The organism is Halomicrobium sp. HArcht3-1, assembly GCF_058933345.1.
Window position 1 is genome coordinate 55,773 of record NZ_JBZYDM010000001.1, and the last position, 23,417, is coordinate 79,189.

General features: G+C 63.8%; 22 protein-coding genes. 9 read left to right on the forward strand and 13 right to left on the reverse strand.

Annotated features, from left to right (window positions below; all coding sequences use genetic code 11):
* Positions 1-266: 266 nt before the first annotated feature.
* On the reverse strand, positions 267-2,123 hold the full coding sequence (locus AC5FRW_RS00290) for an ABC transporter substrate-binding protein (RefSeq protein ID WP_493566413.1): 1,857 nt from the start codon (positions 2,121-2,123) through the stop codon (positions 267-269).
* A gap of 1,313 nt (positions 2,124-3,436) precedes the next feature.
* Between AC5FRW_RS00290 and pspAB the strand changes: the two genes are divergently transcribed.
* The 5 genes from pspAB (at position 3,437) to AC5FRW_RS00315 (ending at position 7,449) form a co-directional block, all read left to right on the forward strand.
* Positions 3,437-4,054: a PspA-associated protein PspAB gene (pspAB, locus tag AC5FRW_RS00295; protein WP_493566414.1), complete on the forward strand. Its 618-nt coding sequence runs from the start codon at positions 3,437-3,439 to the stop codon at positions 4,052-4,054.
* Positions 4,045-4,518 carry a hypothetical protein gene (locus AC5FRW_RS00300; protein WP_493566415.1) on the forward strand — a complete coding sequence of 158 codons (474 nt, stop codon included), beginning with the start codon at positions 4,045-4,047 and terminating at the stop codon, positions 4,516-4,518. The genes pspAB and AC5FRW_RS00300 overlap by 10 nt, the downstream gene beginning before the upstream one ends.
* 130 nt (positions 4,519-4,648) lie before the next feature.
* Complete coding sequence (gene radA, locus AC5FRW_RS00305) at positions 4,649-5,698, forward strand: DNA repair and recombination protein RadA (protein ID WP_493566416.1); 1,050 nt, start codon at positions 4,649-4,651, stop codon at positions 5,696-5,698.
* Between the two features lie 318 nt (positions 5,699-6,016).
* Positions 6,017-6,673, forward strand: a complete 657-nt coding sequence (locus tag AC5FRW_RS00310) for a potassium channel family protein (protein WP_493566417.1) — start codon at positions 6,017-6,019, stop codon at positions 6,671-6,673.
* Positions 6,674-6,981: 308 nt separating this feature from the next.
* A complete protein-coding gene (locus tag AC5FRW_RS00315) occupies positions 6,982-7,449 on the forward strand; it encodes a DUF7384 family protein (protein WP_493566418.1) in 468 nt (155 codons plus the stop codon).
* An 18-nt stretch (positions 7,450-7,467) separates the two neighbouring features.
* On the opposite strand, the gene AC5FRW_RS00320 is transcribed toward AC5FRW_RS00315, so the two are convergent.
* From AC5FRW_RS00320 to AC5FRW_RS00350, 7 genes are all read right to left on the reverse strand, one after another.
* Complete coding sequence (locus AC5FRW_RS00320; RefSeq protein WP_493566419.1) at positions 7,468-8,232, reverse strand: SDR family NAD(P)-dependent oxidoreductase; 765 nt, start codon at positions 8,230-8,232, stop codon at positions 7,468-7,470.
* On the reverse strand, positions 8,229-8,939 hold the full coding sequence (locus AC5FRW_RS00325; RefSeq protein ID WP_493566420.1) for a non-canonical purine NTP pyrophosphatase: 711 nt from the start codon (positions 8,937-8,939) through the stop codon (positions 8,229-8,231). Before AC5FRW_RS00325 ends, AC5FRW_RS00320 begins: the two co-directional genes overlap by 4 nt.
* Before the next feature lie 67 nt (positions 8,940-9,006).
* Positions 9,007-9,276 (reverse strand): DUF5808 domain-containing protein, encoded by a 270-nt coding sequence (locus AC5FRW_RS00330; RefSeq protein ID WP_493566421.1) that lies wholly within the window; start codon positions 9,274-9,276, stop codon positions 9,007-9,009.
* Between the two features lie 44 nt (positions 9,277-9,320).
* The gene (locus AC5FRW_RS00335; RefSeq protein WP_493566422.1) at positions 9,321-9,782 is read right to left on the reverse strand and encodes a universal stress protein; all 462 of its coding nucleotides are present in this window, start codon (positions 9,780-9,782) and stop codon (positions 9,321-9,323) included.
* A gap of 33 nt (positions 9,783-9,815) precedes the next feature.
* On the reverse strand, positions 9,816-11,474 hold the full coding sequence (locus AC5FRW_RS00340; protein WP_493566423.1) for a bifunctional N(6)-L-threonylcarbamoyladenine synthase/serine/threonine protein kinase: 1,659 nt from the start codon (positions 11,472-11,474) through the stop codon (positions 9,816-9,818).
* Between the two features lie 21 nt (positions 11,475-11,495).
* Complete coding sequence (locus AC5FRW_RS00345) at positions 11,496-11,627, reverse strand: 30S ribosomal protein S27ae (protein WP_493566424.1); 132 nt, start codon at positions 11,625-11,627, stop codon at positions 11,496-11,498.
* On the reverse strand, positions 11,627-11,938 hold the full coding sequence (locus tag AC5FRW_RS00350; protein ID WP_493566425.1) for a 30S ribosomal protein S24e: 312 nt from the start codon (positions 11,936-11,938) through the stop codon (positions 11,627-11,629). The genes AC5FRW_RS00345 and AC5FRW_RS00350 overlap by 1 nt, the downstream gene beginning before the upstream one ends.
* 514 nt (positions 11,939-12,452) lie before the next feature.
* Here AC5FRW_RS00350 and AC5FRW_RS00355 point away from each other — a divergent pair.
* A complete protein-coding gene (locus AC5FRW_RS00355; RefSeq protein WP_493566426.1) occupies positions 12,453-12,734 on the forward strand; it encodes a hypothetical protein in 282 nt (93 codons plus the stop codon).
* 111 nt (positions 12,735-12,845) lie between these two features.
* Here the strand turns inward: AC5FRW_RS00355 and AC5FRW_RS00360 are convergent, their stop codons facing one another.
* Positions 12,846-13,376, reverse strand: a complete 531-nt coding sequence (locus tag AC5FRW_RS00360) for a TrmB family transcriptional regulator (protein ID WP_493566427.1) — start codon at positions 13,374-13,376, stop codon at positions 12,846-12,848.
* A gap of 102 nt (positions 13,377-13,478) precedes the next feature.
* Here AC5FRW_RS00360 and AC5FRW_RS00365 point away from each other — a divergent pair, with 102 nt between their 5' ends.
* A complete protein-coding gene (locus AC5FRW_RS00365) occupies positions 13,479-16,343 on the forward strand; it encodes an Eco57I restriction-modification methylase domain-containing protein (RefSeq protein ID WP_493566428.1) in 2,865 nt (954 codons plus the stop codon).
* An 18-nt stretch (positions 16,344-16,361) separates the two neighbouring features.
* On the opposite strand, the gene AC5FRW_RS00370 is transcribed toward AC5FRW_RS00365, so the two are convergent.
* Positions 16,362-17,195, reverse strand: a complete 834-nt coding sequence (locus tag AC5FRW_RS00370) for an aldo/keto reductase (protein ID WP_493566429.1) — start codon at positions 17,193-17,195, stop codon at positions 16,362-16,364.
* Between the two features lie 213 nt (positions 17,196-17,408).
* Between AC5FRW_RS00370 and twy1 the strand changes: the two genes are divergently transcribed.
* Positions 17,409-18,386, forward strand: a complete 978-nt coding sequence (gene twy1 / locus AC5FRW_RS00375) for a 4-demethylwyosine synthase TYW1 (protein ID WP_493566430.1) — start codon at positions 17,409-17,411, stop codon at positions 18,384-18,386.
* Between the two features lie 195 nt (positions 18,387-18,581).
* Here the strand turns inward: twy1 and dgoD are convergent, their stop codons facing one another.
* The 3 genes from dgoD to AC5FRW_RS00390 form a co-directional block, all read right to left on the reverse strand.
* On the reverse strand, positions 18,582-19,736 hold the full coding sequence (gene dgoD / locus AC5FRW_RS00380; RefSeq protein ID WP_493566431.1) for a galactonate dehydratase: 1,155 nt from the start codon (positions 19,734-19,736) through the stop codon (positions 18,582-18,584).
* A gap of 110 nt (positions 19,737-19,846) precedes the next feature.
* Positions 19,847-21,013 carry a hypothetical protein gene (locus tag AC5FRW_RS00385; protein WP_493566432.1) on the reverse strand — a complete coding sequence of 389 codons (1,167 nt, stop codon included), beginning with the start codon at positions 21,011-21,013 and terminating at the stop codon, positions 19,847-19,849.
* Between the two features lie 211 nt (positions 21,014-21,224).
* Complete coding sequence (locus AC5FRW_RS00390) at positions 21,225-22,472, reverse strand: hypothetical protein (protein WP_493566433.1); 1,248 nt, start codon at positions 22,470-22,472, stop codon at positions 21,225-21,227.
* A gap of 201 nt (positions 22,473-22,673) precedes the next feature.
* Here AC5FRW_RS00390 and AC5FRW_RS00395 point away from each other — a divergent pair, with 201 nt between their 5' ends.
* Positions 22,674-23,126, forward strand: coding sequence for an iron-sulfur cluster assembly scaffold protein (locus AC5FRW_RS00395; RefSeq protein ID WP_493566434.1), 453 nt, complete (start codon positions 22,674-22,676; stop codon positions 23,124-23,126).
* Positions 23,127-23,417 lie beyond the last annotated feature (291 nt).

The window sequence follows — 23,417 nt, forward strand, 5'->3', positions numbered from 1 at the left end:
GTTTGATTTCAGATACTCTCAAAAGTACAGAATTTCGACACATATGTCGATCCGGAGCCCACAGAACGTCGACCGTCACGAGGTCCAGTTCGTTCTGACCATTCGGTCGCGACTCGGCTTCGAAGGCTGTCGTCGCGCAGACCACGGTGCGCGTGGACGGATAATGGGTACGAGAGAGAAGAGAGGCAAATACAGCGTGGGGACCGATGATCGGTGGCCGCCGTGAGAGTCAGTTTCCCTGATGGGGGAAACGGACAGAAACGGCGTTAGTTACCGTTGTACTGCATCTCGCCCTGACGTGGGAGCCAGGTGTTGGCGTACTTGACCTGTGCGACAGCAGCGTCCTCGGCAGGCACGTCGAAGCGCTTGGAGTTGATGAACGTCTGGTCCAGCCCTTCCTGGATCGGGATCATCGGCAGATCCTGGTTGGCGACCCACAGCAGTTCGAGTGCGAGCTGGGCTTCCTTTTCACTGTCGGCGGTGGATCCGAGCGTCGAGACGTCCTCGGACGGGTTGACCGTCAGTTCGCCCGACCCTTCGAGCGCGGGCACGGTGATGTCGGCCTTGGAACCGCCACGTGCTTCGACAGCGCCCGGATAGTTGTACCCGCTGGCACGAAGCGTCGCACCGGGGTCGACCATCTGGTGTCGGAGGTTGTGGTACGGGTGGGCTGCACGGGCGAATGCTGCAGTCCAGTACTCGGCGGTCGCGTCGAACTCGCCGGATGCCCATCGACCTTCGGGACCAGTCAGCTCTCCCGGGGGAACCGTGTTGAACGTAACGTCCATCCCGGCCGCGCTGAGCTGGTCTTTGATGGTCTCCATGCCGGTGACCCAGTCGGACCAGCCAGCGGGAGCGATGATCTCGAAGGAGAGCAGCTCTCCGTTCTCGTCTTCCCACATACCGTCGCCGTTCTTGCTGTAGCCGGCGTCCTTGAGAACACTCGAAGCCTTGCTGGTCATCTTCTTGCCTCGGCCGTAGGTCTCGAACTTGTCCATCGAGTCGCCGAGCCAGTTCTCGAGCTGGGCGTCCGGCAGGGCCGTCGGGATGCGCGGTGAGACCTTCGTTCGCGGGTCGGAGTTGGCCGCGACCGTCTCACGGTCGAGGAGGTACATGATCGCCTGTCGGACCTCTCGCTTGCCCAGGTCCTTGTGGCCGTGGTTCGGGATCAGTCCAGCCCCACCGTTACGCGGCGTCTGGTATTCCTCGACGCTGTCCGGCAGGTCAGCGACGACGTTTGCCGGCGCGTAGACGGTGAACTGGCTCTCGATGTTACCCGAGAGTAGTGCCTGGTGCCGTGCCGTGTTGCCGTCCAGGAACTTGAAGGCGTACTCCTTGAAGTTGATGTTACTTGCGTTCGGGTGACCCGAGTGGCGCTCGGTGAGCAGGACCTGATCGCCAGATTCGGCGAACTTGAATGGGCCGTTACCGACCGGCTGATCGTCACTGAAGTCGGAGAGGGCTTTCGTGTCGCCCGGGCTGATTTTCGAGACGACGTCGCCGTATCGCGACTGCTTGGAGAACAGGCGCTTGTCGAGGATGGTGAACTCGATCAGCGACGGGTTGATGTCGTCTTCGACGGTCACTGCGACCGTCCGTTCGTCGCGCTTCTCGATTTCGCCGCCCCAGTCGAAGACCGACGTTTCGAGGGCCTTCTCGATTTCGAGGCGTGCCACGAGGTCGTCGGCTGTCACCGAATCGCCGTTGTGCCACGTTGCGCCTTCCTGAATCTTCATTTCGAAGGCACTGTCGGTCAGCTCCCATTCGCTGATGATGCCCGGCTTGAACTCACCGTCGGCGTAATTGAACTCCGCGAACGGGTCGAAGATCACTTCCCAGCCGATCGAGGACGGATTGGGTCCCTGGGGGTTGAACTGGATGTTCGCGGGCGAGACGTCAGTCCCACTGAGGTGGGTGACGTCCGCGACTTCCATGCCACCGTCTCCGCCCGAATCGGTCGAGTCCTCGGTGTCTTCGCCACTGCTGTCGGTCCCGTCGCTGGTCTCGGTGGAACCGTCTTCGCTCTGACAGCCAGCGAGCGCGGCCGCACCTGCAACGCCGGTCAGTTGAACAAACCGCCGGCGGCTCACGATGTCTCGATAGTCGTTGGATTCGTCTGCCATATCCACCTTTACCCGCTCTTTTCTTGAATAATAAAGCTTTTGAATATTCCTGAAGTTACCAGTCGCGTTCCCACTGGTCACATTGTCGGGCCACTACACTCCAGCCCGCTGTTTCGAATTAGTGTTTTTTTGCAGTCTTCGTGTGCTACTTGTCGTTAATTTCTATATGTGGTCGATCAACATCTACTCTCGCCTCACTGTTCGTCTTGTTCGGAGGCTCTCACACCACCTTGCCGGTAGATTACCGGTACGTTGACTAGTGTTAGTAGCAGAATAGGTACTTCAACGCTGACGATCGTTCTTTTCGGGTCGTCTCGGCCCGATTATCGCCGTTACGCGGGGCTAAACTGGTCTCTCCATCGTCGTCTCGGGGTCCACGACGGCGGTTCAACATCGGTGAACGATCTTTCCCTCGATCCCGGGACTCTTGGGGCCGAGCACCATCGACTCCCGCCTCTGGGTCTGTCCAGCAGAGTTCCATCGGCCCGCGCGACACACGGATTTCCGTGAGGACTGCGGTACTACATCGCCACGGCGATCCGATCTCGACGATCAAACGCCACCACGTGTCGACCACGAGACCGAAGCCCGAACTACTGTCTACTTCTCGAACAATCGAGATTCTCTTTGTTCTGCTGACGATGTTCTCTGTATCCTTTCCGCTCCGGCGGGCGGTCCTCGCTGTGGTGTCGGTAGATACGTCCTCTACCGTGTGATTCCTCGACTATCGGCGGTCGTCTGTGTGCTCCTGTGGCCCGGCCGTGCCAGTCGATGGTCGTTGTTAGTCTATCGTACTGAACGTCGATTCCTGGCGACGTTTTCGTCGTGCACGTCCACTTATGTAAAACAAAATAATGATAGATAACGGGAGTACTTTTGATATAGCATCGATACTACGGTTCCTCGTGGCTGTTCTGTTCTGAAAGTCCTGTGGTCTCTTAGGTTACACGTGGCGACCAGTGACGTGACTCTCTACGGGTCCCAGCACACGGATCAACTCCAACTCTGTCATTAAAATAATTTTGATAGTTATACTGGTGCTACGCACGTCGTTATTCGTTTTCAAGTGAACGTGTGAATATATATTGACTGTTTCTCTCTATAGCGATTTTTCTCACTATCGATTACTATTTCCTCTGTTATCTGGACAATCACTCTATGGTTCTGCTTAACCATAGTTGACAGACATACAAATACACTCGGATCTGTCACTTCTGACCCGTCCCTTCGATCCGCTCTGTCGTGTTCTGTGGTTTGATCCAGCGTCTCTGTCGAGGGAGACACTGAAGAAGGCCCAGTGAGACAGTTCATGTATGGGACTGTTGGACGGACTCAAGAGCATCCTCGGGACGAAAGCCGAAACCGACGCGACCCGGGATGCGAACCCTGACGACCTCTTTGGCATGTCGACGGCGTACATCACGATGGAGGCCGACCTCGGCTATCGGCCAACGGGTGACGCCGCGCTCTGTTTCGCTGACGTGGACAACACCGACTTTCGGGACGCTATCGCTGAGGTCGAAGCGATCCTCGAAGCGGGTGAAGTCGAGACCGGCACGACGGCCGACTTCACGACCGACGAGCACGGGTACGACTGGATCGTCCTCCACGACGACGAGTTCGAGGATCTCGTTACCTCCATCCACTTCGCGGCCGATACGCTCATCGAGGCCCGATACGGGTCGCGGCTACTGGCTGCCCTGTTCGCCTTCGAGCGTGAACGTGACGGTCAGCTCGTCTACTGGGTGTATTCGTTTCGACGGGGTGCGTACTACCCCTTCGCTCCCAGTGCCGACGACGACCACGAGCGCGACACCAGCGCGGAGTTCAAACTGGACTCGAACCTCGATGGCGAACTGGCGATCGAGGCGAACAAGGAGTTCTGGTATCCGATGTGGCCCGACCGGCCCGGTGATCACCCGTGGGAGTGACCCCATCCGATACCCCACTCTCGACGTACGATCACGTCAGTCTCGACGCGGATGCCGAATCGGCGTTTCCTAATGCGACACGTGGCGTCTATCGCGTCGTCGGGACCGAGGGTGAGACCGTCACGCTCCTGCGCGTAACCGACCCTGACGGCCGCCGTCGCCACACCGGTGACCTCCTGCGCGTGGAGCGCGCACGCCTGTCGGCGTTCGAGCCAGCGGCGAACCCCGACGGGCATCGGTCTGTCGTGGCTGGGATCACGAACCTGACCGACAGCTTCTGGTGGCAGATGCGCGTGTTTTATCGGTCGCTGGCCGCTCGACCGCTATCGTCGATTGTCGCGGGTGTTGTCGTCGCTGTCGGTGTCGTTGGCGACCAGTTCATTTCGGGACCGGACTGGGTGTTCGGTCTCGCGGTGTTCCTCGGCAGTCTCGTGGTGGCCGCACTCGGTACCGACCTGTTCTGACGGTCTGGGCTGCTCGTCTCACCGTTTCAACCTTCGTCTCGACTGATGAATGTCCCCCCGCCGCCCTTCAGTTTCACTTTCACTCCCCTGTTAACGGAGATTTATTACCCCCGACGCACAAGCGACGTGTATGTCTGCATCAGAAGACCTCGAAGAGCTGCCGGGTGTCGGTCCGGCCACAGCAGAGAAACTCAAAGAGAACGGCTTCGACGGGTATCAGGGAATCGCCGTCGCTTCCCCCGGCGAACTCTCGAACACGGCCGACATCGGCGAGTCGTCCGCCGCCGACATCATCCAGGCCGCTCGCGAGGCAGCCGACATCGGTGGCTTCGAAACCGGGGCGACAGTGCTGGAGCGCCGTGAACAGATCGGCAAGCTCACCTGGTCCGTCGACGAGGTCGACGAACTGCTCGGCGGCGGGATCGAGACCCAGTCGATCACCGAGGTGTACGGTGAGTTCGGGGCCGGCAAGTCACAGGTCACCCATCAGATTTCGGTGACAGTCCAGCTCCCGGCCGAACACGGCGGGCTGGAGGGAAGTGCGATCTTCATCGACTCCGAGGACACGTTCCGTCCCGAGCGAATCGAGCAGATGGTCAATGGCCTCGAAGACGACGTACTGGAAGATACGATGGTCCTGCACGGTCTCGTCGAGGACGAGGACGACGCCGACGCGGGTGACGAGGAACTGCTCGATGCACTGGTCGAGTCCGTACTGGACAAGATCCACGTCGCCAAGGCGTTCAACTCCAACCACCAGATTCTGCTGGCCGAGAAGGCCCAGGAGATCGCCGGCGAAAGTCAGGACGGCGAGTTCCCCGTCCGCCTGCTCTGTGTCGACTCGCTGACTTCCCACTTCCGTGCGGAGTACGTCGGTCGTGGCGAACTCGCAGAACGCCAGCAGAAGCTCAACAAGCACCTCCACGATCTGATGCGCGTGGGCGACCTCAACAATACGGCCGTCGTCGTCACGAATCAGGTCGCGTCGAACCCCGATTCATTCTTCGGTGACCCGACTCAGCCCATCGGTGGGAACATCCTCGGCCACACCTCGACGTTCCGACTCTATCTCCGCAAATCCAAGGGGAACAAGCGGATCGTCAAACTCGTCGACGCACCGAATCTCCCGGACGGGGAAGCGGTCATGCGCGTCGAAGGAGGCGGCCTGATGGACGAGTAAGGCCGACGAGGAGTGGACTCACACGCACCAGTGGATTCGCTTCGGTAAGCGAGTTGCTGCGACGAATCGTTTTTCGCTCGCTGTCGTCCCCGGCCGACCCCTCCGTTTCCTCTCCAACCCACTCACGTCTGGCGTCTGTCGAGCGTCTGACGCGCCGGAGTGAAAGTGAATATCAGTCACTCGAATCGCACGAGGGGAGTCGATCTCTAGTCGAAGCAGGGGGGTTCGAGTCGTGGGACCGAATCACGTCCGTGGAATCGCCGCCGATACCGGTGTGACGGCAGTATCGTTTTGTGGGGTGGTGACGTACCACGCGGTATGAAGTTCGTCATCGTCGGTTACGGACGAGTCGGGACGCGGACGGCGCGCATCCTCGACAACGAGGGTCACACGGTCATCGTCGTCGAACGCGACCACGACAAGGCACAGCGGAGCGAGCAAGAGGGATTCGAGACGGTCCACGGCGACGGTAACGACGAGTCAGTCCTCGAAGCCGCGGGACTCGACGATGCCGACGCGATCGGTGGGCTGACCGGTGATCTCAACACCAACTTCGCGGCCTGCATGGTCGGCAAGGAGTACGGCTGTCGGACCGTGTTGCGCATCGATTCCGACTACCGCGAGGAGATCTACCAGACCTATGCCGCCGACGTCGACGAGATCATCTATCCCGAACGACTGGGTGCGGCGGGCGCAAAGACCGCGTTGCTGGGCGGGAACTTCAACGTCCTCGCGGATCTGACCGAACAGCTTTCGGTCGCCAGCGTCACCGTCCCCGACGAGTCACCCGTGATCGGTGAGCGCGTCATCGCACTGGAACTGCCCGGGGACGCCCGGATCTACGCTCACGGGAGCGATCGTGAGCCGATGACGATTCCATTGCCTCGGACGACGCTCGCGGCTGGTGACACGGTCGCCGTGATGGCGAGTCCGGAGACGCTCGACGACGTTCGGGCCACGCTCAAGGGGACCTGATCACGCCCGCCGACGATATCACTGTGCGGTGCTGGATCGCGGTTCAAAGAGAGGGGTGGGTTGCGGTGTCCGGGCGCGCTCGGGAGGATGGGATACTGAGTGGTCGTCAGTATGCGCGCCCGTGGCGGGTGATCCGCAGGGCAGTACTTAAAAACCCGTCAGACGCCCGTGCGACACCGGTGTCGTCCGTGGGTTTTTGCCACTTCCGCTCGTCTGCACAGCCATGACCTGGGGCGACCTGTTTGAGCGGGCGAGCGAGTACGAGACCAGCCTGTCGGCCGTCCGCGACGCGTTACGGGAGCGCCGGGATGGCGGGTGAGTCGACGCGAGTCGTGGCCGATGCCGACGTGCTCGCGGCCGATCTGTTGGTCGGTGGCGACGCGCGTGACGCTCTCGATCACGTCCGCCGGCACGACTGGCTGACCCTCGTCGCGAGCGAACAGTTGCTCGACGACGCCCGGGCCGTGATCGCGAGACTCGCAGACGACGACCTCGCCGCAGCGTGGCGCGACCGGATCGAAGACGAATGCGACATCGTCGAACACCCCCCGGAGGATCACCCCGGACTGGCGTCGGCCTACCGCGGCGAGGCGGCCCACCTGCTCACCTACGACGAGTCACTGCGCTCGGCCAGGACCGGCCTGTCGATCCAGCCCCACGCCGACCTCAGCGTTCGGCCGCCGGACGCCTTTGCGCGCCTGTTCGATCCCGAAGCGCTGTACGAGGCGACCCACGACGGCGCGTATCCGGGTCCGGACCGGGACCCACGTGCGTAGTCGTCGCCGCTCGTTGGCTTACCGATCGCCGTTGACGAGGCGTCCGCCCCACCGCTGGAGCGAGCCCGGAACGAACCGAAGGAGTGTCGCGAGGACCGTCATCGCCAGTCCGGGGATCACGACCGTTTCGCCTCGCTGTAGGCCGCGGTAGCCTGCCCGCGCCACTTGCTCGGGGGTGTAGCACAGGGACTGACCGACGGCAGAGTCGCCCATCCCCGCCCGCTCCTGAAACTCCGTCTCGGTCGGTCCGGGACAGAGCACCGTCACATCGATCTCGCTGTCGTGGTGTTCGGCCGCGAGTGCCTGCGTGAAGCTGTTGACGTAGGCCTTGCTGGCGTAGTAGCCCGCCATGTACGGCCCCGGCGTGAAGCCGGCGACGGAGCCGACGTTGAGGAGACCGCCGGACTCGCGGTCGTCGAGGAAGCGCCGTGAGAGTGCGACCACAACGGCGACGTTGAGCCGGAGTTGCGTTCGTTCTTCTTCACAGTCGCTTTCGGCGAATGGTCCGTACGTGCCGATACCAGCGTTGTTGACGAGCGTCTCGACGGTGATGTCGCGCTCGTCGAGTTCGGTCCAGAGTCGTTCTGGCGCGCCCTCTGTGGTCAGATCCATCGCGACGATGTGGGTCTCGATTCCGTGGTGTTCGAGGTCCGTGGCCAGTGCGGTGAGACGCTCTTCGCGGCGGGCGACCAGCACGAGGTCGTGGCCGTGGCGAGCGAACTCACGAGCCAGTGCGGTACCGATGCCGGCGCTGGCACCGGTGATCAGCGTCGCGTCACTCATTCCAGCCGACCGGTCGTCTCCGCCCATTCCGCGAACGTCGCCAGCGCCCGACCACGGTGGCTGACGGCGTTCTTCTGTTCGGTGTCCATCTCCGCGAAGGTGGTCCCGTCGTGTTCGAAGATCGGATCGAAGCCGAAGCCGCCGTCGCCACGCGGCGCGACGATGGTCCCCGGAACGCGACCGAAGAACAGTTTGACCGGCAGGTCGTCGCCAGCGACCTGTTCGTCGGTGGTCGCCGCCCCACGGTCGTCGGCCGCGAGGTCCTGCCCGCGACGCTCGTCCCGGTCAACGGACTCACGGCCGTCGCCCGTTCGCTCGTTCGGCGGCCCCGAGACCCCGCCCGGGTCGGGTGCGGCTTCGAATCCCTCGCCATCACAGTAGGCGATGACCGTCTCGAAGGCGCCGCTGTGGTCGTCCTCGGGTTCGGTGAGTTGCCACACCCGTTCGATGCCCAGTCGGTCCTCGACGTAGGACGAGTAGGGACCGGGGAAGCCGTCGAAGGCGTCGATGAACAGGCCCGAATCGTCGACGATCACCGGTTCGCCGGTCGCCCGGTAGGCCTCGCGTGCGCCGTGGGCGGCGACGGTCGCCAGGTCGTCGGCCTGGACCTCGGTGTAGTCGAAGTCGAACTGCTCGACGGTCGCCGACCCGAGGTAGTCCTGAGCTTCGTGGATTTTCCCGGGGTTAGTCGTGACGAACTTGAGCATACCGCTGGTCGGGAGAGCAGCGGAAAATAGCCGTCGATGTTGGCGGTCACCCGGTCGCCGATATCGATCAGTCGACGACGACTTCGACCGGTTCGTCTTCGGCGGCCGCTTCCTCGACCCCGCTGCGATTCTCCTGCCACAGGAGGACGCCGACGACGGCCAGCGCGATCCACGACCGCCAGTTGGCGAGGTTGAGCGTGTACCCGATGCCGAAGGGTTTCTCGACGAGCATCTTCTCGCCGGGTTGCCAGTAGGAAGCAAGCATCCGCCGGACGCTTGGCCGCTCGAAGTTGTAGGGGACTCCGAACAGTTCGCCGGACTGTGGTCTGTCAGCCATGGGACGGGATACGGAGCGCCGCGTTAAGTCGTTTTTCCTCGAAGTCAGGCGAGTCGAGCCGTGACGGGTCCATCGAAGTTGAGCATCACTGCCTGTGCGCGGTCGCCGAAGACGGCCTTGCCCGTCGGCGAGCGCTGGGTGCCCGTGATGAACACGTGGTCGATGTCGTTGTCCGTGGCCGCTTCGAGGACGCGGTCGGCCTCGCTCTCGGCTTTCCCGACGTGTCCAGCGATCACGTCCCACTGCACGTCGATATCGTCGAACACCTCGCTGACGACTTCTTCGGCGTCCTGTCTGACGTTGTCCATGAGGACGCTTTGGTCGTAGCTGGTGTGTTCTTCCTCGGCCATCGCATCGAGGGTTTCGCGCTTCTCCTCGAACGCCTCGTGGGAGAGCAACGAAAGGACGTGGAGTTTCGCGTCGACACCGGCGGCGAGTTCGCCCGCTTCGACCAGCAGTTCGCGACCGTTGTCGTCGTTTTCGAGGACGACGAGTGCGTCTTCCATATTATACTCTCTTTACCGGCGCGTACTTAACTCTCACTGGTAGCGGCCACGGCCTTCGATCGCCGTCAGCTGATCGAGGACGGCGTCGTCGCGCTCGCTGGCCGCTCGGTAGGCGTCGGCAAGCGCCGCCCGTAGCGCGGCGGCGTCGTCGGTCGTCCCGGCCAGTGACTGTTCGAGCACGTGCAGATCCATCGCGTGGTCCTCCTCGTCACGGGTGTAGTAGCCCAGTCCGAAGTCGATGAGAAACGTCTCCGGAGCATCGCCGCCCGGCCCAACGCGGACGTTGCGCGTCGTCGGATCGCCGTGGACGAAGCCGGCGTCGTGGATCGTCGCGAGGTGTCGCCCGACCGCACGGACGTGGCGCTCGGTCAGGTCGTCGCGCAGTTCGGTCTCGCCGACGTGCTGGAAGACGATCCGACTCTCGGCGAGGTCGACATCGCGGATCACGGGCGTCGGGACGCCGTGGCGTCGGGCCTCGCTCGTGAGGCGGGCCTCCTGTCGCGTGCGCTCGGTCCGCAGGCGTTCGTCGAGCGCGGGATGGCGGTAGGATCGCGGTCGTCGTTCCTTGATCACGCGGTCGGGTTCGATCGTCACGATGGCTTCGGCCCCCTGTATCTGGTCGTCGTCGTGAACTGCCCGAGCGACCGGTTCACCGGCGTCCCACGTCACGTCGACCTGATCGGGGCGAAAGTCCGAGTCGATCCCGGAGTGCTCGACGGGGATGGTGTCACCGGCGGCGTACATCCGCGCCCCCAGAATTGCGATCATTCCGGCGTTGTCCCGAAGGAATCGGGGATCGGGCGCGTAGAAGTCGGCTCCACGCTGGGCACACATCTCGGCGAGCATCGACTGCAGTCGCTGATTCTGGCCGACACCACCGCCAAGCACGAGTTCGTCGGCGTCGGTCAGCGAGAGGGCGCGCTCGGCCACTTCCGCGAGCATTGCGAAGATGGTCTCTTCGAGACCGCGACACACGTCGTCGACGCTTTCACCTTCGTCGACGGCCTGCTTCGCGGCGGACATGATCCCCGAAAAGGAGAAGTCCATCCCCTTGACGACGTAGGGCAGGTCGACGTACTCGCCGTTGCGGGCGTGCTCCTCGACCTTCGGGCCGCCGGGATGGGACCAGTCCAGATGACGGGTGAATTTGTCGATGGCGTTGCCGACACCGGTGTCCATCGTCTCGCCTAGCACTCGATAGCGCCCCGAGCGATAGCCGAGCACGTGGGCGTTGGCCCCCGATGCGTTCAGACAGACCGGTGCGGAAAAGCCCGAAAAGTAGCGTCCGACTTCGAGATGGGCGACCATGTGGTTGACGCCCACGAGGGGCACGTCGAAGCGCTGGGTGACCGCGCGGGCAGCGGTCGCGACGATGCGCAAGCAGGGACCAAGTCCCGGCCCGCGCGAGAACGCGACAGCGTCGATCGGTGTCGTCGGGTCCTCGCCGGCCTCGTCGGCCCGCTTGCGAGCGTGTGTCAGTGCCGTCTCGACGACTTCGGGCATCGCTTCGCTCATGTGTTCTGCGGCCTCTCGCGGGTGAATACCCCCGCTCTCGGGCTGGTAGGCGTCGGTCTCGATGAAGACGTGATCGTCGTCACTGGCGACCGACGGCTCGCTTCCTTCGCCCGCGTGTGCCTCGAAGACTGCAGCACTGGCTGCCCAGGCCGTTCCTTCGATGCCGAGAATACGCATTGTGAAGCCGCTACGAGAGCGTTATTCCCACTCGGTGTAACCGCACTTGCCGCAGTGCTTGCGGTCGTCGTGCTCGGCGAGGAAGGTGTCGCCACACCGGGGACACTGCTCGCGCTGTGCTTCGCCGTCGTCGTAGTATTCGTTTCGGGCCATTATGCTTCCTCACCCTCTTCGCCTTCACCGTCGGCGACGATCTTGTTGCGTTCGAGCATGTGGTCCTGCTCGACCTCGCGGGCGAACTCGGGTGCGTCGTAGACCTTCGCGTAGCCGATGGTCTTTCGCATGCCGAACTTCGTGTCGAGTTCGTGGACGACGACTTCTTCGGCGTCCTTGTTCAGTTTCGCCGCGAGCGAGTCGCGGACGGACAGTCGCGAGGGCGTTGCCTCGTCGTGGCGCACCTCGAACCGAACGTCGGTCCGGTGCAACATCGGATTGTCGTCTTCCTCGATGATGTCGATTTCCATGGTTCGTTGTCCCTACATTGCCCCTGAAGCGCGTAAAAGGATTTCGAACGGCGTTCTGCGCGAACACCGTGAGCGCAGGGCTTGGTGGACGCCAGCGGCGTTCACCAGCGTACAGTCGAACGGAGTGAGACTGTGCTCGGCAGAGCTTGCTCTACAGGTGTACGGTCGAGCGACGCGAGACCCACCAACAGGACGACCTCGCCGAGACGGAACTGGCCGACGACTGATCCCCACGACGGTGCGTCGGTACCCACGCCACCGTTCGGAGCGTCGAGAGTGCTGCCGATTCCGGTTGGGGTGCCGATCTCGACCATTGTATACAAAATCTGATTTGTGATGAGTCATACCGTGTTAATCGTTACAGGGGCTTTCGACCCCCTGAAATACTTTGTCTATGGATGGTCTATGGTAACGTCTCTCAAAACTAATCGACTATCTGAAACTTTTTGTACTCGGAGTTATTCTACACAACTGTGGCGCTCGGTCACGACCGATCGTCGCCAGGAGTTCCCCCATGTCGTTACACACATCCCATTCCCGAACGCGATCCGAGCGTGGTCCAACAGTCGAACCGGTGTCACTCGTGACAGTGCTGGGGTTCCCCCTGGTGCTCGTCGCCCTCCTCGCCGCTGTGAGCTATCCGATGGCGTCGCTCGCGGCGCTGTCGATGCTCGTGATCGGTAGCAAACTCGCTCAGTTCACCCTCGCGACCCTCGCCCGTCGGATCGCCACCTCGCCGCGACAGCTTACCGTCCCCGGCGTCGGTACCGTGACGATCAGCGTCGCTCCGGTCTGATCGACCGCGCTTCTCTCCGCTCGTTCCCTCGTACGGAATGGTGTCGCCGTTTCCCCGGTCGACTGCACGACGGTGTGCGGTCGATCCGGGACAGATCAGCAACGGTCCGTCTCACTCCTCGGTTACCGGCGCGTCCATCCGGCGCACGTCCAGTACGACTTCGTCTGCGGTCTCGGTGACCGCCGTGACTTCCCCGGCAACGACGAGCGCGCTGGACGGCGTCGGTCCGACGACGATCGGGTCGCCGATCGAAATCGCCGGCAACGACGCCTGAAAGTGGATGTGTGCGGTGCACTCGGTCGGGTGATGGACGTTCGTCAGGTCGATCGTCTCGACGGTCGCGTCGACCCGCTCGAACGCCTGTGAGACGGTCACCGTCTCGGCGTCGTCCAGTGACTCACGATCCAGCACTTCGTAGGCGGCCTCGGTCGGTCGATACCCGCCAGTCGGACCCTGTACGCTCTCGACCAGCCCCAGCGACAGGAGGTTCGTCAACTGATTCTGGATCGTCCCCGGGCTACGGTCGAGTACCGCTGCGACCGTCCCGCTGGTCACTGGCGCGTCCTCGACATCGTGTTCGTTACAGAGCGCGGTCAGGAGGTGTACCTGCGTCGTCGACAGGTCGATGTCCGTCGGGTTCATTCGTTGTACACCGGGTTCGCACCCGGCCACTATCAGTACCGTGCCTGATGCGAGTACTGCCAAGGGTATAAATAACGGTCCCACGAACGGTCGCGGAACGAGATGGCCGCGAGTACGCGCGCAGACCGGTTTTACGACTCTTTCGAGACGGTGTTTCACGAGACGTTACAGGACGCGGTCCACGGATTCGACGACGCCGACGAGCGCGGCGCCTATGCGCGACTGCTCGCGATCAGGGTCCTGTTCGTCCTGTTCGTCCAGCAAACGGGCTGGCTCGACGGCGACGAACGGTACGTCGAGCACCGCTACGAGCGTGCCCGGGCGGCCCCCGACCGCGACCCCTTCGCTGACTGTTTCGCGCCGCTGTTTACGGCGCTTTCCGACCCCGATGCACCGGCCGACGCGTTCCTCGGCGACGTACCGTTCCTGACCGAGGGACTGTTCGAGTGCCGGGACGACGCCGCCGAGGTATCCGTCGATCCGGCCTTCTTCGACGCTCTGCTGGCGGGCGACCCCGACGAATCCGGCGCACCGCAGGGGCTGTTCCGGCGCTACGAGATCAGGCTGACAGCGTCCGGGCCGGACGAGCGCGACCACGTCGTCGGCCCGGAAGCCGTCGGCCGACTGTTCGAACGGTCCATGAACGACGATGTTCGGTCCGCCGTCGGCGCGTTCTACACGCCCACGTCGATCACGACCTACATGGCCCGGTCCGCGCTCGTCGAACATCTGCGAGCGACGACCGGGATCACGCGCGCGCAGGCCGTCACACTCGTCGCCGACCGGACGGTCCCCGACGCCCTGTCTGCGACCCAGCTCGAAGCCATCTCTCGCTCGCTTCGGTCGGTGACGGTCCTCGATCCGGCCGTCGGCAGCGGTGCGTTCGTCGTCGCGATGCTCGAAACGCTGGCCGACGCTCGCGAGACAGTCGACGCCGCGCGGGGCAGCGAACAGTCACCGTCCCGGCGAAAACGCGACATCGTCGCCGAGTCGCTGTACGGCGTCGACGTGGACCCCGGCGGGATCGAATGCTGTCGGCTCCGGGTGTGGCTCCACCTGTTGCAGGACTGCGATGCCGACGACGTGGGCCGAGCGGCCGACGGCCCGGCGCTCCCGAACCTCGACTGGTCGTTCTTCGTGGGCAACAGCCTCGTCGGCGACCACGACCCGGCCCGACCCGGGCGAGCCGATTCCGTCCCCGACGACCTCGAAGCGACCCTCGACGAGTTCGTCAGCGTCCGGTCCGTGGCCCGCACCGCCTGTGGCGAGCGGAAAGCCGAACTCGACGCCCGTCTCGCCGAACTCGGGGAGACGCTCGCGACCTGTTTCGACACGGTGGTCGACGACCGCTGGATGACCGACGTGGCCGCGGCGGCCGACGCGCCGTTCGCGTGGGCCACTCACGTCCCGGACGTGCTCTCCGACGGGGGATTCGACGTGGTGATCGGGAACCCACCGTACGAGGGCGGCTCACAGCAGCCCTACGTCGGCGAACTGGCCCAGTGGTACGACGAGCACTACGACTGCTACGAGTCGATCCCGCGGATGCGCCACGACCTCTACCAGCAGTTCGTCGTCCGGGGCTGGGAACTGACCCGACCCGGCGGGACCCTCTCGTATCTCACCAGTAGCACCTTCCTCACTATCGGGTCGAAGCTGACGACCCGGCGACTCCTGCAGGAAAATCGGCTGCGCGAACTGCTCCGTGTGGACCCGGACGCCTTCGATGTGGCCGTCGAGCCTGCCATTTTCACGCTGGGGCGCACTGAGGCAGACGACGCGAGCTACCGGTTCGACTACGTCGACGCCACCGGGGTCGACCACCGCCAGTACCGGTCGCTGCTGGAGCGCGAGCGACTCGACGACCGGGCCGACGGCGACCGGACTGATGGTGACTGGACCGACAGCGACCGCCCGGACCGGCTCTCAGTGCCGGGGGCCGCGCGTGGCTACCGCGTCGGGATCGACCGCTACCGGCGCTCGCTGCGCCGCTCCTTTTTCGAGCCGACCGACCGAAACATCGCGCTGGCCGACGCCGTCGTCACCGACGCACAGCGACTGGCGACCGAATGGGCGGGGGCGATCCGCGATTCGACGACGCTCGACGGGCATCGAGCGGCGATCAGGGAAGACCACCTCGACACGCTCGAACCGGGCGACGTGTCGATCCTCGGCTTGCTGACCGTCGGCGGGCAGGGCCTCGCGACCGGTGACAACGAGCAGTATCTGGCCTATCTCGACGGGACGCCCGGAGCCGCCGAGATCAGGGCGCGCAACGACGATTTCGCCTATGGAACGACGAACGACGAGACCTACCGCTGGCTGAGTCGCGTCGTCCGACCGACCGACATCGTCGACGTGGCCGACCTCACGGAGGAACAGGCCCGCTCTGGCATCGACCCCGGAGCAGCCCGGACGTGGGTGCCCATCATCAAGGGGAAAGGCGATCCCTACTACGCCCCGATCACGCAGTACGTCGACTGGTCGAAGACCGGCCTCGACGGCATCAGATCGGACGGTCTGATACGGAATCGCCGGTACTACTTCCGCGAGGGTATCTTCGTCTCCCGGGGCGGGACGGGTCGCCCGGTCGTCCGGTACGCCCCGCCCGCGGCCGTCGATAGCTCCGGTGGGAAGTACATCCCGACGTTCGATCGGGTCTCGGCAAAGTACCTCAACGGACTGCTCAACGCCGCGCCGGTCCAGCACATCCTCGACACGTTCGTCAACGGGACGGTCAACACGCAGATTCAGGACATGCGCGTGGTACCGATCGTCGTCCCGACCGACGACCAGCGTGCCCGGATGGAGTCGCTGGTCGACGAGGCCATCGCGATCCGTGCTCGGGACCACGATATCGACGACCCGGTCGCCGACTTCGACCCGCCGGCGGCCGACGGGGATCGGTCACTGTCGGCCGTCAGCGACGACATCGACGCGCTCGCCGAACGGCTCTACGACCGCTGACCCTCGAAGTCGCCAGTCTCAGATCGGCAGTCGGCGCATCAGCCCAGGCAGGCGATTGCGCAGTCGGGTACCCAGATCACCGTCCAGCGCATCGATCTGCGCCATCTCCGCGTCGCTCAGTTCGAAGTCGAACACCGCGCGGTTCGCCTGTAGGTGCTCGCGGCTGGTCGCTTTCGGGATAGCGACGACGCCCTCCTGTTGGACCAGCCAGCGCAGCGCCACCTGCGGGGCGCTCTTGTCGTGGCGCGCACCGATCTCGACGAGCACTTCGTCGTCGAGCGCCCGTCCGCGCGCGAGCGGGCTGTACGCCGTTAGCGCGACTCCCTCGCGGGTGCAGTACTCTCGGAGCCCGGACTGGTCCTTGTAGGGATGATAGAGCATCTGATCGGCCACGATTGGGGCGTCGACGGCCGCGCGGGCCGCGTCCAGTTGCGAGCGGGTGAAGTTACTGACTCCGAGGTGCTCGACGAGCCCGCGGTCGCGCAACTGTGCCATCGCTCCCAGCGTCTCCGTGACGGGGACCCGCGGATGGGGCCAGTGGATCAACAGGAGGTCGACGGAGTCGACGCCCAGATCGTCGAGGCTCTCCTCGACGGAGTCGATCACGTCCTCGTGGTGAAGGTCCGACCGCCACACCTTCGTCGTCAGGAAGATGTCGTCGCGGTCGACGTCGGCGGCGGCGATCCCCTCGCCGACCGCGGCCTCGTTGTCGTAGACCTGTGCGGTGTCGATGTGCCGATACCCCATGTCGAGCGCCGTCCGAACGGTCTCAGTGCAGGTCGGTCCGGTGTTTTGCCACGTTCCCAGTCCCAGTTTCGGAATGCGTGCGCCGCCGGCTTCGACGTACTCCATGTGTGGACCTTACGCCCCAGCACAATCTAACTGTGGCACGGGCGCGAGCGGCGGGTGCAAGTGATGGGCCGAACGAGCGATCCGATCCGTCGCCCTCGCTGTCCGGTGTTGCCTTCGTCGGTCTGCGCCCGGTCCGTGCCGTTCCGTTCGTCGCGGGCCGTCGTCGGGTCGGACGGAAGGATGTTTGTGGCTTCGTCTCCATCGACACAGGTAATGAGCGAATCGGACGGGCCAAAGCAGGTCGACGACCCGGACTACCACAGCGAAAATCACACGGCCGCTCAGACGTGTGGCTGGACCGCGAACGCCCTGCGCGGCGAGGGGAAGTGCTACAAGTACATTTTCTATGGCATCGAGTCCCACCGCTGCATCCAGATGACGCCCGTCGTGAAGTGTAACGAGCGCTGTGTCTTTTGCTGGCGGGACCACGCGGGCCACGCCTACGAACTGGGCGACGTGGAGTGGGACGACCCCGCTGCGGTCGCCGATGCGTCGCTGGAACTCCAGAAAAAGCTGCTCTCTGGCTTCGGCGGGAACGACAAGGTCCCGCGAGAACGCTTCGAGGAGGCGATGGAACCGCGCCACGTCGCCATCTCGCTGGACGGCGAACCCTCCCTGTATCCGTACCTGCCGGAACTCATCGAGGAGTTCCACGAACGGGACATCACGACGTTCCTCGTCTCGAACGGCACCAACCCCGAGATGCTAGAGCGCTGTGACCCCACACAGCTGTACGTCTCCGTCGACGCGCCCGACCGCCAGACCTTCGACGACACGGTCAAGGCCGTCGAGGACGGTGCGTGGGAGTCCCTGATCGACACGCTGGACGTGCTCGCCGACAAAGACGACACCCGGACCGTGATCAGGACGACGCTCGTGAAGGGCCACAACATGCACAGCCCGGCGTGGTACGCCGCGATGTGCCAGCGCGCTGATGTCGACTACGTCGAGATGAAGGCGTACATGCACGTCGGCCACTCCCGTGGGCGTCTCGACCGCGACTCGATGCCCAGCCACGACGAGGTCCGTGCATTCACCGAAGAGGTGGGCGAGTTCCTCCCCGACCACGACGTGCTCAAAGAGGTCGAAGAATCACACGTCACGCTGCTGGCGAAAGACGAGCAGACGTGGGTGCCGAAACTGGAGAAATCCAGCGACTTCTGGGAGCGCGACCCGGTCGTGAGTTATTGAGTAGCTGTTTTTTCGCCCACGTTTTTGGCCGTTGGAGTGTAGCGACGAGGCGAAAAAGGTGGTCTCGGGAGCGCGACCCGGTCGTCTCCTATTGAGTACCCGCTCGTACTTTCAGAGACCCCGCCTGCTCACGGCTCCTGACAGTCGCCGCTCGCAATAACGAGGGCCGCTCCCTGCGGTCGCGCCCCTCGCTACTCACCACTCGGCCACACTCCCGTCGTCGTGTCGCCAGACCGGGTTGTGCCAGTTCACGTCTTGTTCGGCCTGCTCGCGGACGTGGTCTTCGTCGATTTCGATGCCCAGTCCGGGCTGGTCGGGGATGGCGACGGAGCCGTCGGCGTAGTCGAAGGTGTCGGGATCGACCAGATAGTCGAGCACGTCGCTGCCCTCGTTGTAGTGGATGTTGAGACTCTGTTCCTGAATGAGCGCGTTGTGCGAGCAGGTGTCGACCTGCAGGCACGAGGCCAGTGCGATCGGACCCAGTGGGCAGTGGGGGGCCAGCGCCACGTCGTAGGCTTCGGCCATCGCGGCGATCTTCTTGACCTCGGTGATCCCGCCGGCGTGTGAGAGGTCGGGCTGGATTACGTCGACGGCACCGTCCTCGAAGACCTCCTTGAAGTCCCACCGGGAGTACATCCGCTCGCCGGTGGCGATTGGGATCGTCGTGTGCTGAGCGATCTCCGGGAGCGCGTCGTTGTGCTCGGGCAGAACTGGCTCCTCGATGAACATCGGCTCGTAGGGTTCGAGCGCCTTGGCGAGGCGTTTCGCCATCGACTTGGCGACGCGGCCGTGGAAGTCGACGCCGATGTCGACCTCGTCGCCGACCGCCTCGCGCACCTCGCGGAGTCGAGTTGCGGCCGCCTCGACTGCGGCGGGGTTGTCGATCCGTTCGAGTTCGGCCGTCCCGTTCATCTTGACGGCCGTCAGGCCGGCGTCGACCCGCTGGCGGGCCTCGTCGGCGACTTCGCTGGGCCGGTCGCCGCCGATCCACTGGTAGACACGGACGCGGTCTCGGGCCGCGCCGCCCAGCAGTTCGTGGACCGGGGCACCGAACTGTTTGCCCTTGATGTCCCACAGGGCCTGATCGATCCCGGCGATAGCGCTCATCAGGATCGGCCCGCCCCGATAGAAGCCGCCGCGGTACATCGTCTGCCAGTGGTCCTCGATCGGTGCAGGATCTTCACCCAGCAGGTAGTTGTCCAGCAACTCCTCGACGGCCGCCCGGACGCTGTGGGCGCGACCTTCGACGACCGGTTCACCCCAGCCGACGGTCCCGTCGTCGGTTTCGAGTCTGAGGAACAGCCACCGCGGTGGCACTTCGAACAGTTCGTAGTCGGTGATACGCGGCATGGTGGATACGCGTCGATGCGACGGTCCCCCGGAAAAGCGTTTCCACCGACCGACGACGACTGACTGGCTGTCCGACAGGACGGCTCTCGGAGCCGTTCACAGCGGTCGTCTCAGTCCGCGCCGCCCCACTGCCACTGGGCGCGTTCGGCCTTCTGTTCGAGGGTGTCGAGACGCTCGTCGAAGCCTTCGTCAGCGACGTGTGGGTGGTCTGCGATCAGCGTCTGTGCACGCTGGAGTCGCTCGATGGCGTCCGCGTAGTGGTCGGCGGTGTCGTCGTGGCCCTCGCCGAGGTCGTCGCCCTCGTTTTCCAGTCGCGTTGCGTCAGCGGCGAGTGCGTCGACGAGGTGCTGGACGACCCAGACGCGCTGAAAGCGCAGTGCGTCGGCGCTGACACCACCGACACCGTCCCAGTCGGCGGTGACTGCGGCCCGGTATCGATCCAGTGCGTCGTCCCAGTGGACGACTGCCTCGGTCGTCGTCTCGGCGTCGAGTGCGTCGTGACAGGCCGCCTCGGCGTCGTCGAGATAGGTCGCGACGAGGCCTGTACAGTCGGTCTCTAGGTCGTCGATGTCGGCCAGCACGTCCTCGTCGCCGACGACCGCACGGGCGGCCGTAATTTCGTCGGTGGCCGCGGCCAGTGCCTCGGCTGCAGTCCCGTACTCGTCGACATTGGCCGCCTCGTGGGCCGTTTCGAGGTGCGTCTCTATCTGATCAGTCTGGGAGACGCGTGCGAGTCGTTCGAGTTCGTCCTCGATGGGTCGGATCGACGCTCGCATCTTCTCGGTCGGGGCATCGTCCACGCGGGTCGCACAGTGGTACGCCTTCGAGATGCGTGTACGGGCCTGCTGGCGGCGCTGATCCGTTCCCTCGCCGTTCTGGATGGCCGTCTCGAAGGCATCGAGTGCTTCGCGGGCCTCGTGCAGCGCGCTGTCGAGGTCGCGCCAGCACGACCCGATCCGGTCGATGTAGGCTTCGGCGATGGCGGCTTGCTCGGCGTCGATCGGTTCGAAGGTGACGGTTTCGTCGGCCGTCCGGAGCACGAGCGTCGTCCGTAGCAGGCCGTCGGTGAGTTCCGTCCACGTGATGTCGCCGAGGTCGACGGTGATCGCCGCGGTCGATGGCTCGTCCCCGAGCACGGCATAGACCCGCTGATCGGTCACGACGATGTAGGCGGCGTGATCGCCACCCGGCTCGACGATCGTCGTGCGCCCGTTCGTCGTGTGTTCGATCTCACTGGCGCTCGCCAGTGCATACTCGACGGTCTCTGCTCCCCCCACCAGTGACTCGATCGGTTCTGTCCCGATTTCAGACACCGCCGGTACGGACCCCCCAAACGGCCCCTTCGATAAGTCGCTGAGACGATTGAACATTCACTACCCCCCTGTGCGAGGCTTACACCACGCATAATTATAGCTATCGGTACGGTGAATCGAACGGAAACGAGTCGTGAGAAAAACCGGCTTGCGACGGGACTCCGTGGCGTGGCAGCTACTCGGAACCGCCCCACTGCCACTCGGCGAGTTCGATCTTCTCGTCGAGTCCTTCGATCCGCTCGGTCGAGACCGATGCGGTCGCGTAGGTGTGTTGGCTCGCTAGCTCGCGAGCGCGAGTGAGCTGTTGTTTCGCGCGTTCGTAGCTGTCGGTGGCGTCGTCTTCGTCGCCCTCGGCTTCGAGTACGTCGGCGTGTTCGACGTGGGCGTCGACGAGTCGCTGCGTGACCCAGGTAAGCTGAAAGCGCAGTGCCTCGGCGCTGACGCTGGCCTCGCCGTCCCAGTCGGCCGACAGGGCGGCCTGGTAGCGCTCACGGGCTTCCCGCCAGGCTGTCACGGCTTCGGCCGGGTCGTCGGCCGTCTGCCCGCGGTGGCAGGCGAACTCGGCGTCCTCGAAGGTCATCGTCACCAGTTCGTCGTACGTCGAGCCGAGTTCGTTGATCGTTTCGAGGACGCCGCCGTCGGTGACGGCCTTGCGTCCGTCAGCGATGGTCGAGTGGGCCTGTGCGAGCGTCTCGAAGGCGGTCTCGTGGTCGCCACTGGCCTTGGCTTCGCGGGCGTCGTCGAGCAGTGTCTCGATCTGTTCGGTGTCGATGGCGACACAGAGTTGATCGAGTTTCGTCTCGACGGGTTCGAGCAGACGCTCCATTAGCTCGGTCGGCGCGTCGTCGTCGTGGGTCGCGGCGTGGTGGGCGTTCGAGATGTACGATCGGGCACCCTGTACGAGGCGTGAGGTCTCTTTCCCGCTCGCGAGGCGCTCTTCGATCTCCTCGATGGTCTCTCTGGCGTCGGTCAGCGCACTGTCGAACTCTCCCCACGCGATAGCCATCCGTGCCATGTAGTCGGCGACCTCGCCGGCTTCGTCCGCGTTCTCCGGCTTGAAACGAACGGAGCCGTCGGCGGTCTTGACGAGCAGCGTCGCGTTGAGCAGTCCACTGTTGAGTTCTGCAGTCGTCACTGCTGCGTGTGAGAAGGTCACTTCCGCCGTCTCTGGATCGTCTCCGAGGACGAAGTAGACGTGTCGGTTCGTGACGATCATGAACGCGGCGTGACCGTTGCTCGGCTCGATCGAGGTCGAGCGCCCGTTGGTCGTGTGATCGATACCACCACTCCCGGCGAGCACGTACTGGAGCGATTCCCTGTCGCCCAGCAGTGCCGCCACCGGCCCACCATCGAGTTCGTCGCCCGACGGCTCGCTGCCGTTCGTGAACGACTTATTCGATAGGTCACTAATACGATCGAACATCGAAGTCCCTTGATACCTATTGACAACCTTCGCGTAATTATAACCTTCGGTAAGCGTTCTAATATGCACGCAAACGTGAGTACTCGACGTTTCTCTGGTAATTTTCGGGACCCACTCCGATGGGGAGTCCGTTCACGCGGGTTGTTCACCCGGGTCGCCCCGGAACCCTTTTCCGCCGGACTCACCTACCGATCGGTAACAATGGGTCTTGGCGGCTCCGATATGTACCGACAGCAGATCCTCGACCACTACAAGAGTCCCCGCAACTACGGGGAGATCGAGGACCCGACGTTTACCCACGTCGGGGAGAACCCGATGTGTGGCGACACCATCGAGATGGACGTGGTCCTCTCGGAGGACGAGGAGACGATCGAGCGGGTGGCGTTCCGCGGCGACGGCTGTGCCATCTCGCAGGCGTCGGCGTCGATGCTCTCGGAGCAACTCCACGGCATGGCGATCGACGACCTCGACGCGATGGACCGCGACGACATCGTCGACATGCTCGGCGTCGACATCTCACCGATGCGGGTCAAATGCGCCGTGCTCGCAGAGAAAGTCGCACAGGACGGCGCTGACATCTACTTCGGTGACCTCGACGTCGACAAGACCAAAACCGAGGACGACGACGCCGACGCCCCAGACGACGCCGCGTAACGCGCTCTTCACAGCAGACTGTTTTCAGCGCAGTGTTCAGATAAGCGGCAGCATCCGTAGAGATTGAGACACCGAAAGCCCTCGGCACGCTCCGGGGTTCTGTGGCAGATATCCTCACTTCGCTCGGATAGTGCTGCCGCAGAACCCCGGATCGCGCCTCGCCCTTTCATCCACCAGGAGTCGGCTGTTCAGCCGTCTACACCCTGGTGGATGGAAGGGCGAGCGTCGTTGCGGGAACCCCGGCGACGCAAGCACGCGAAGCGCGCGCAGCGAGTCGCGGGACCGCAACGA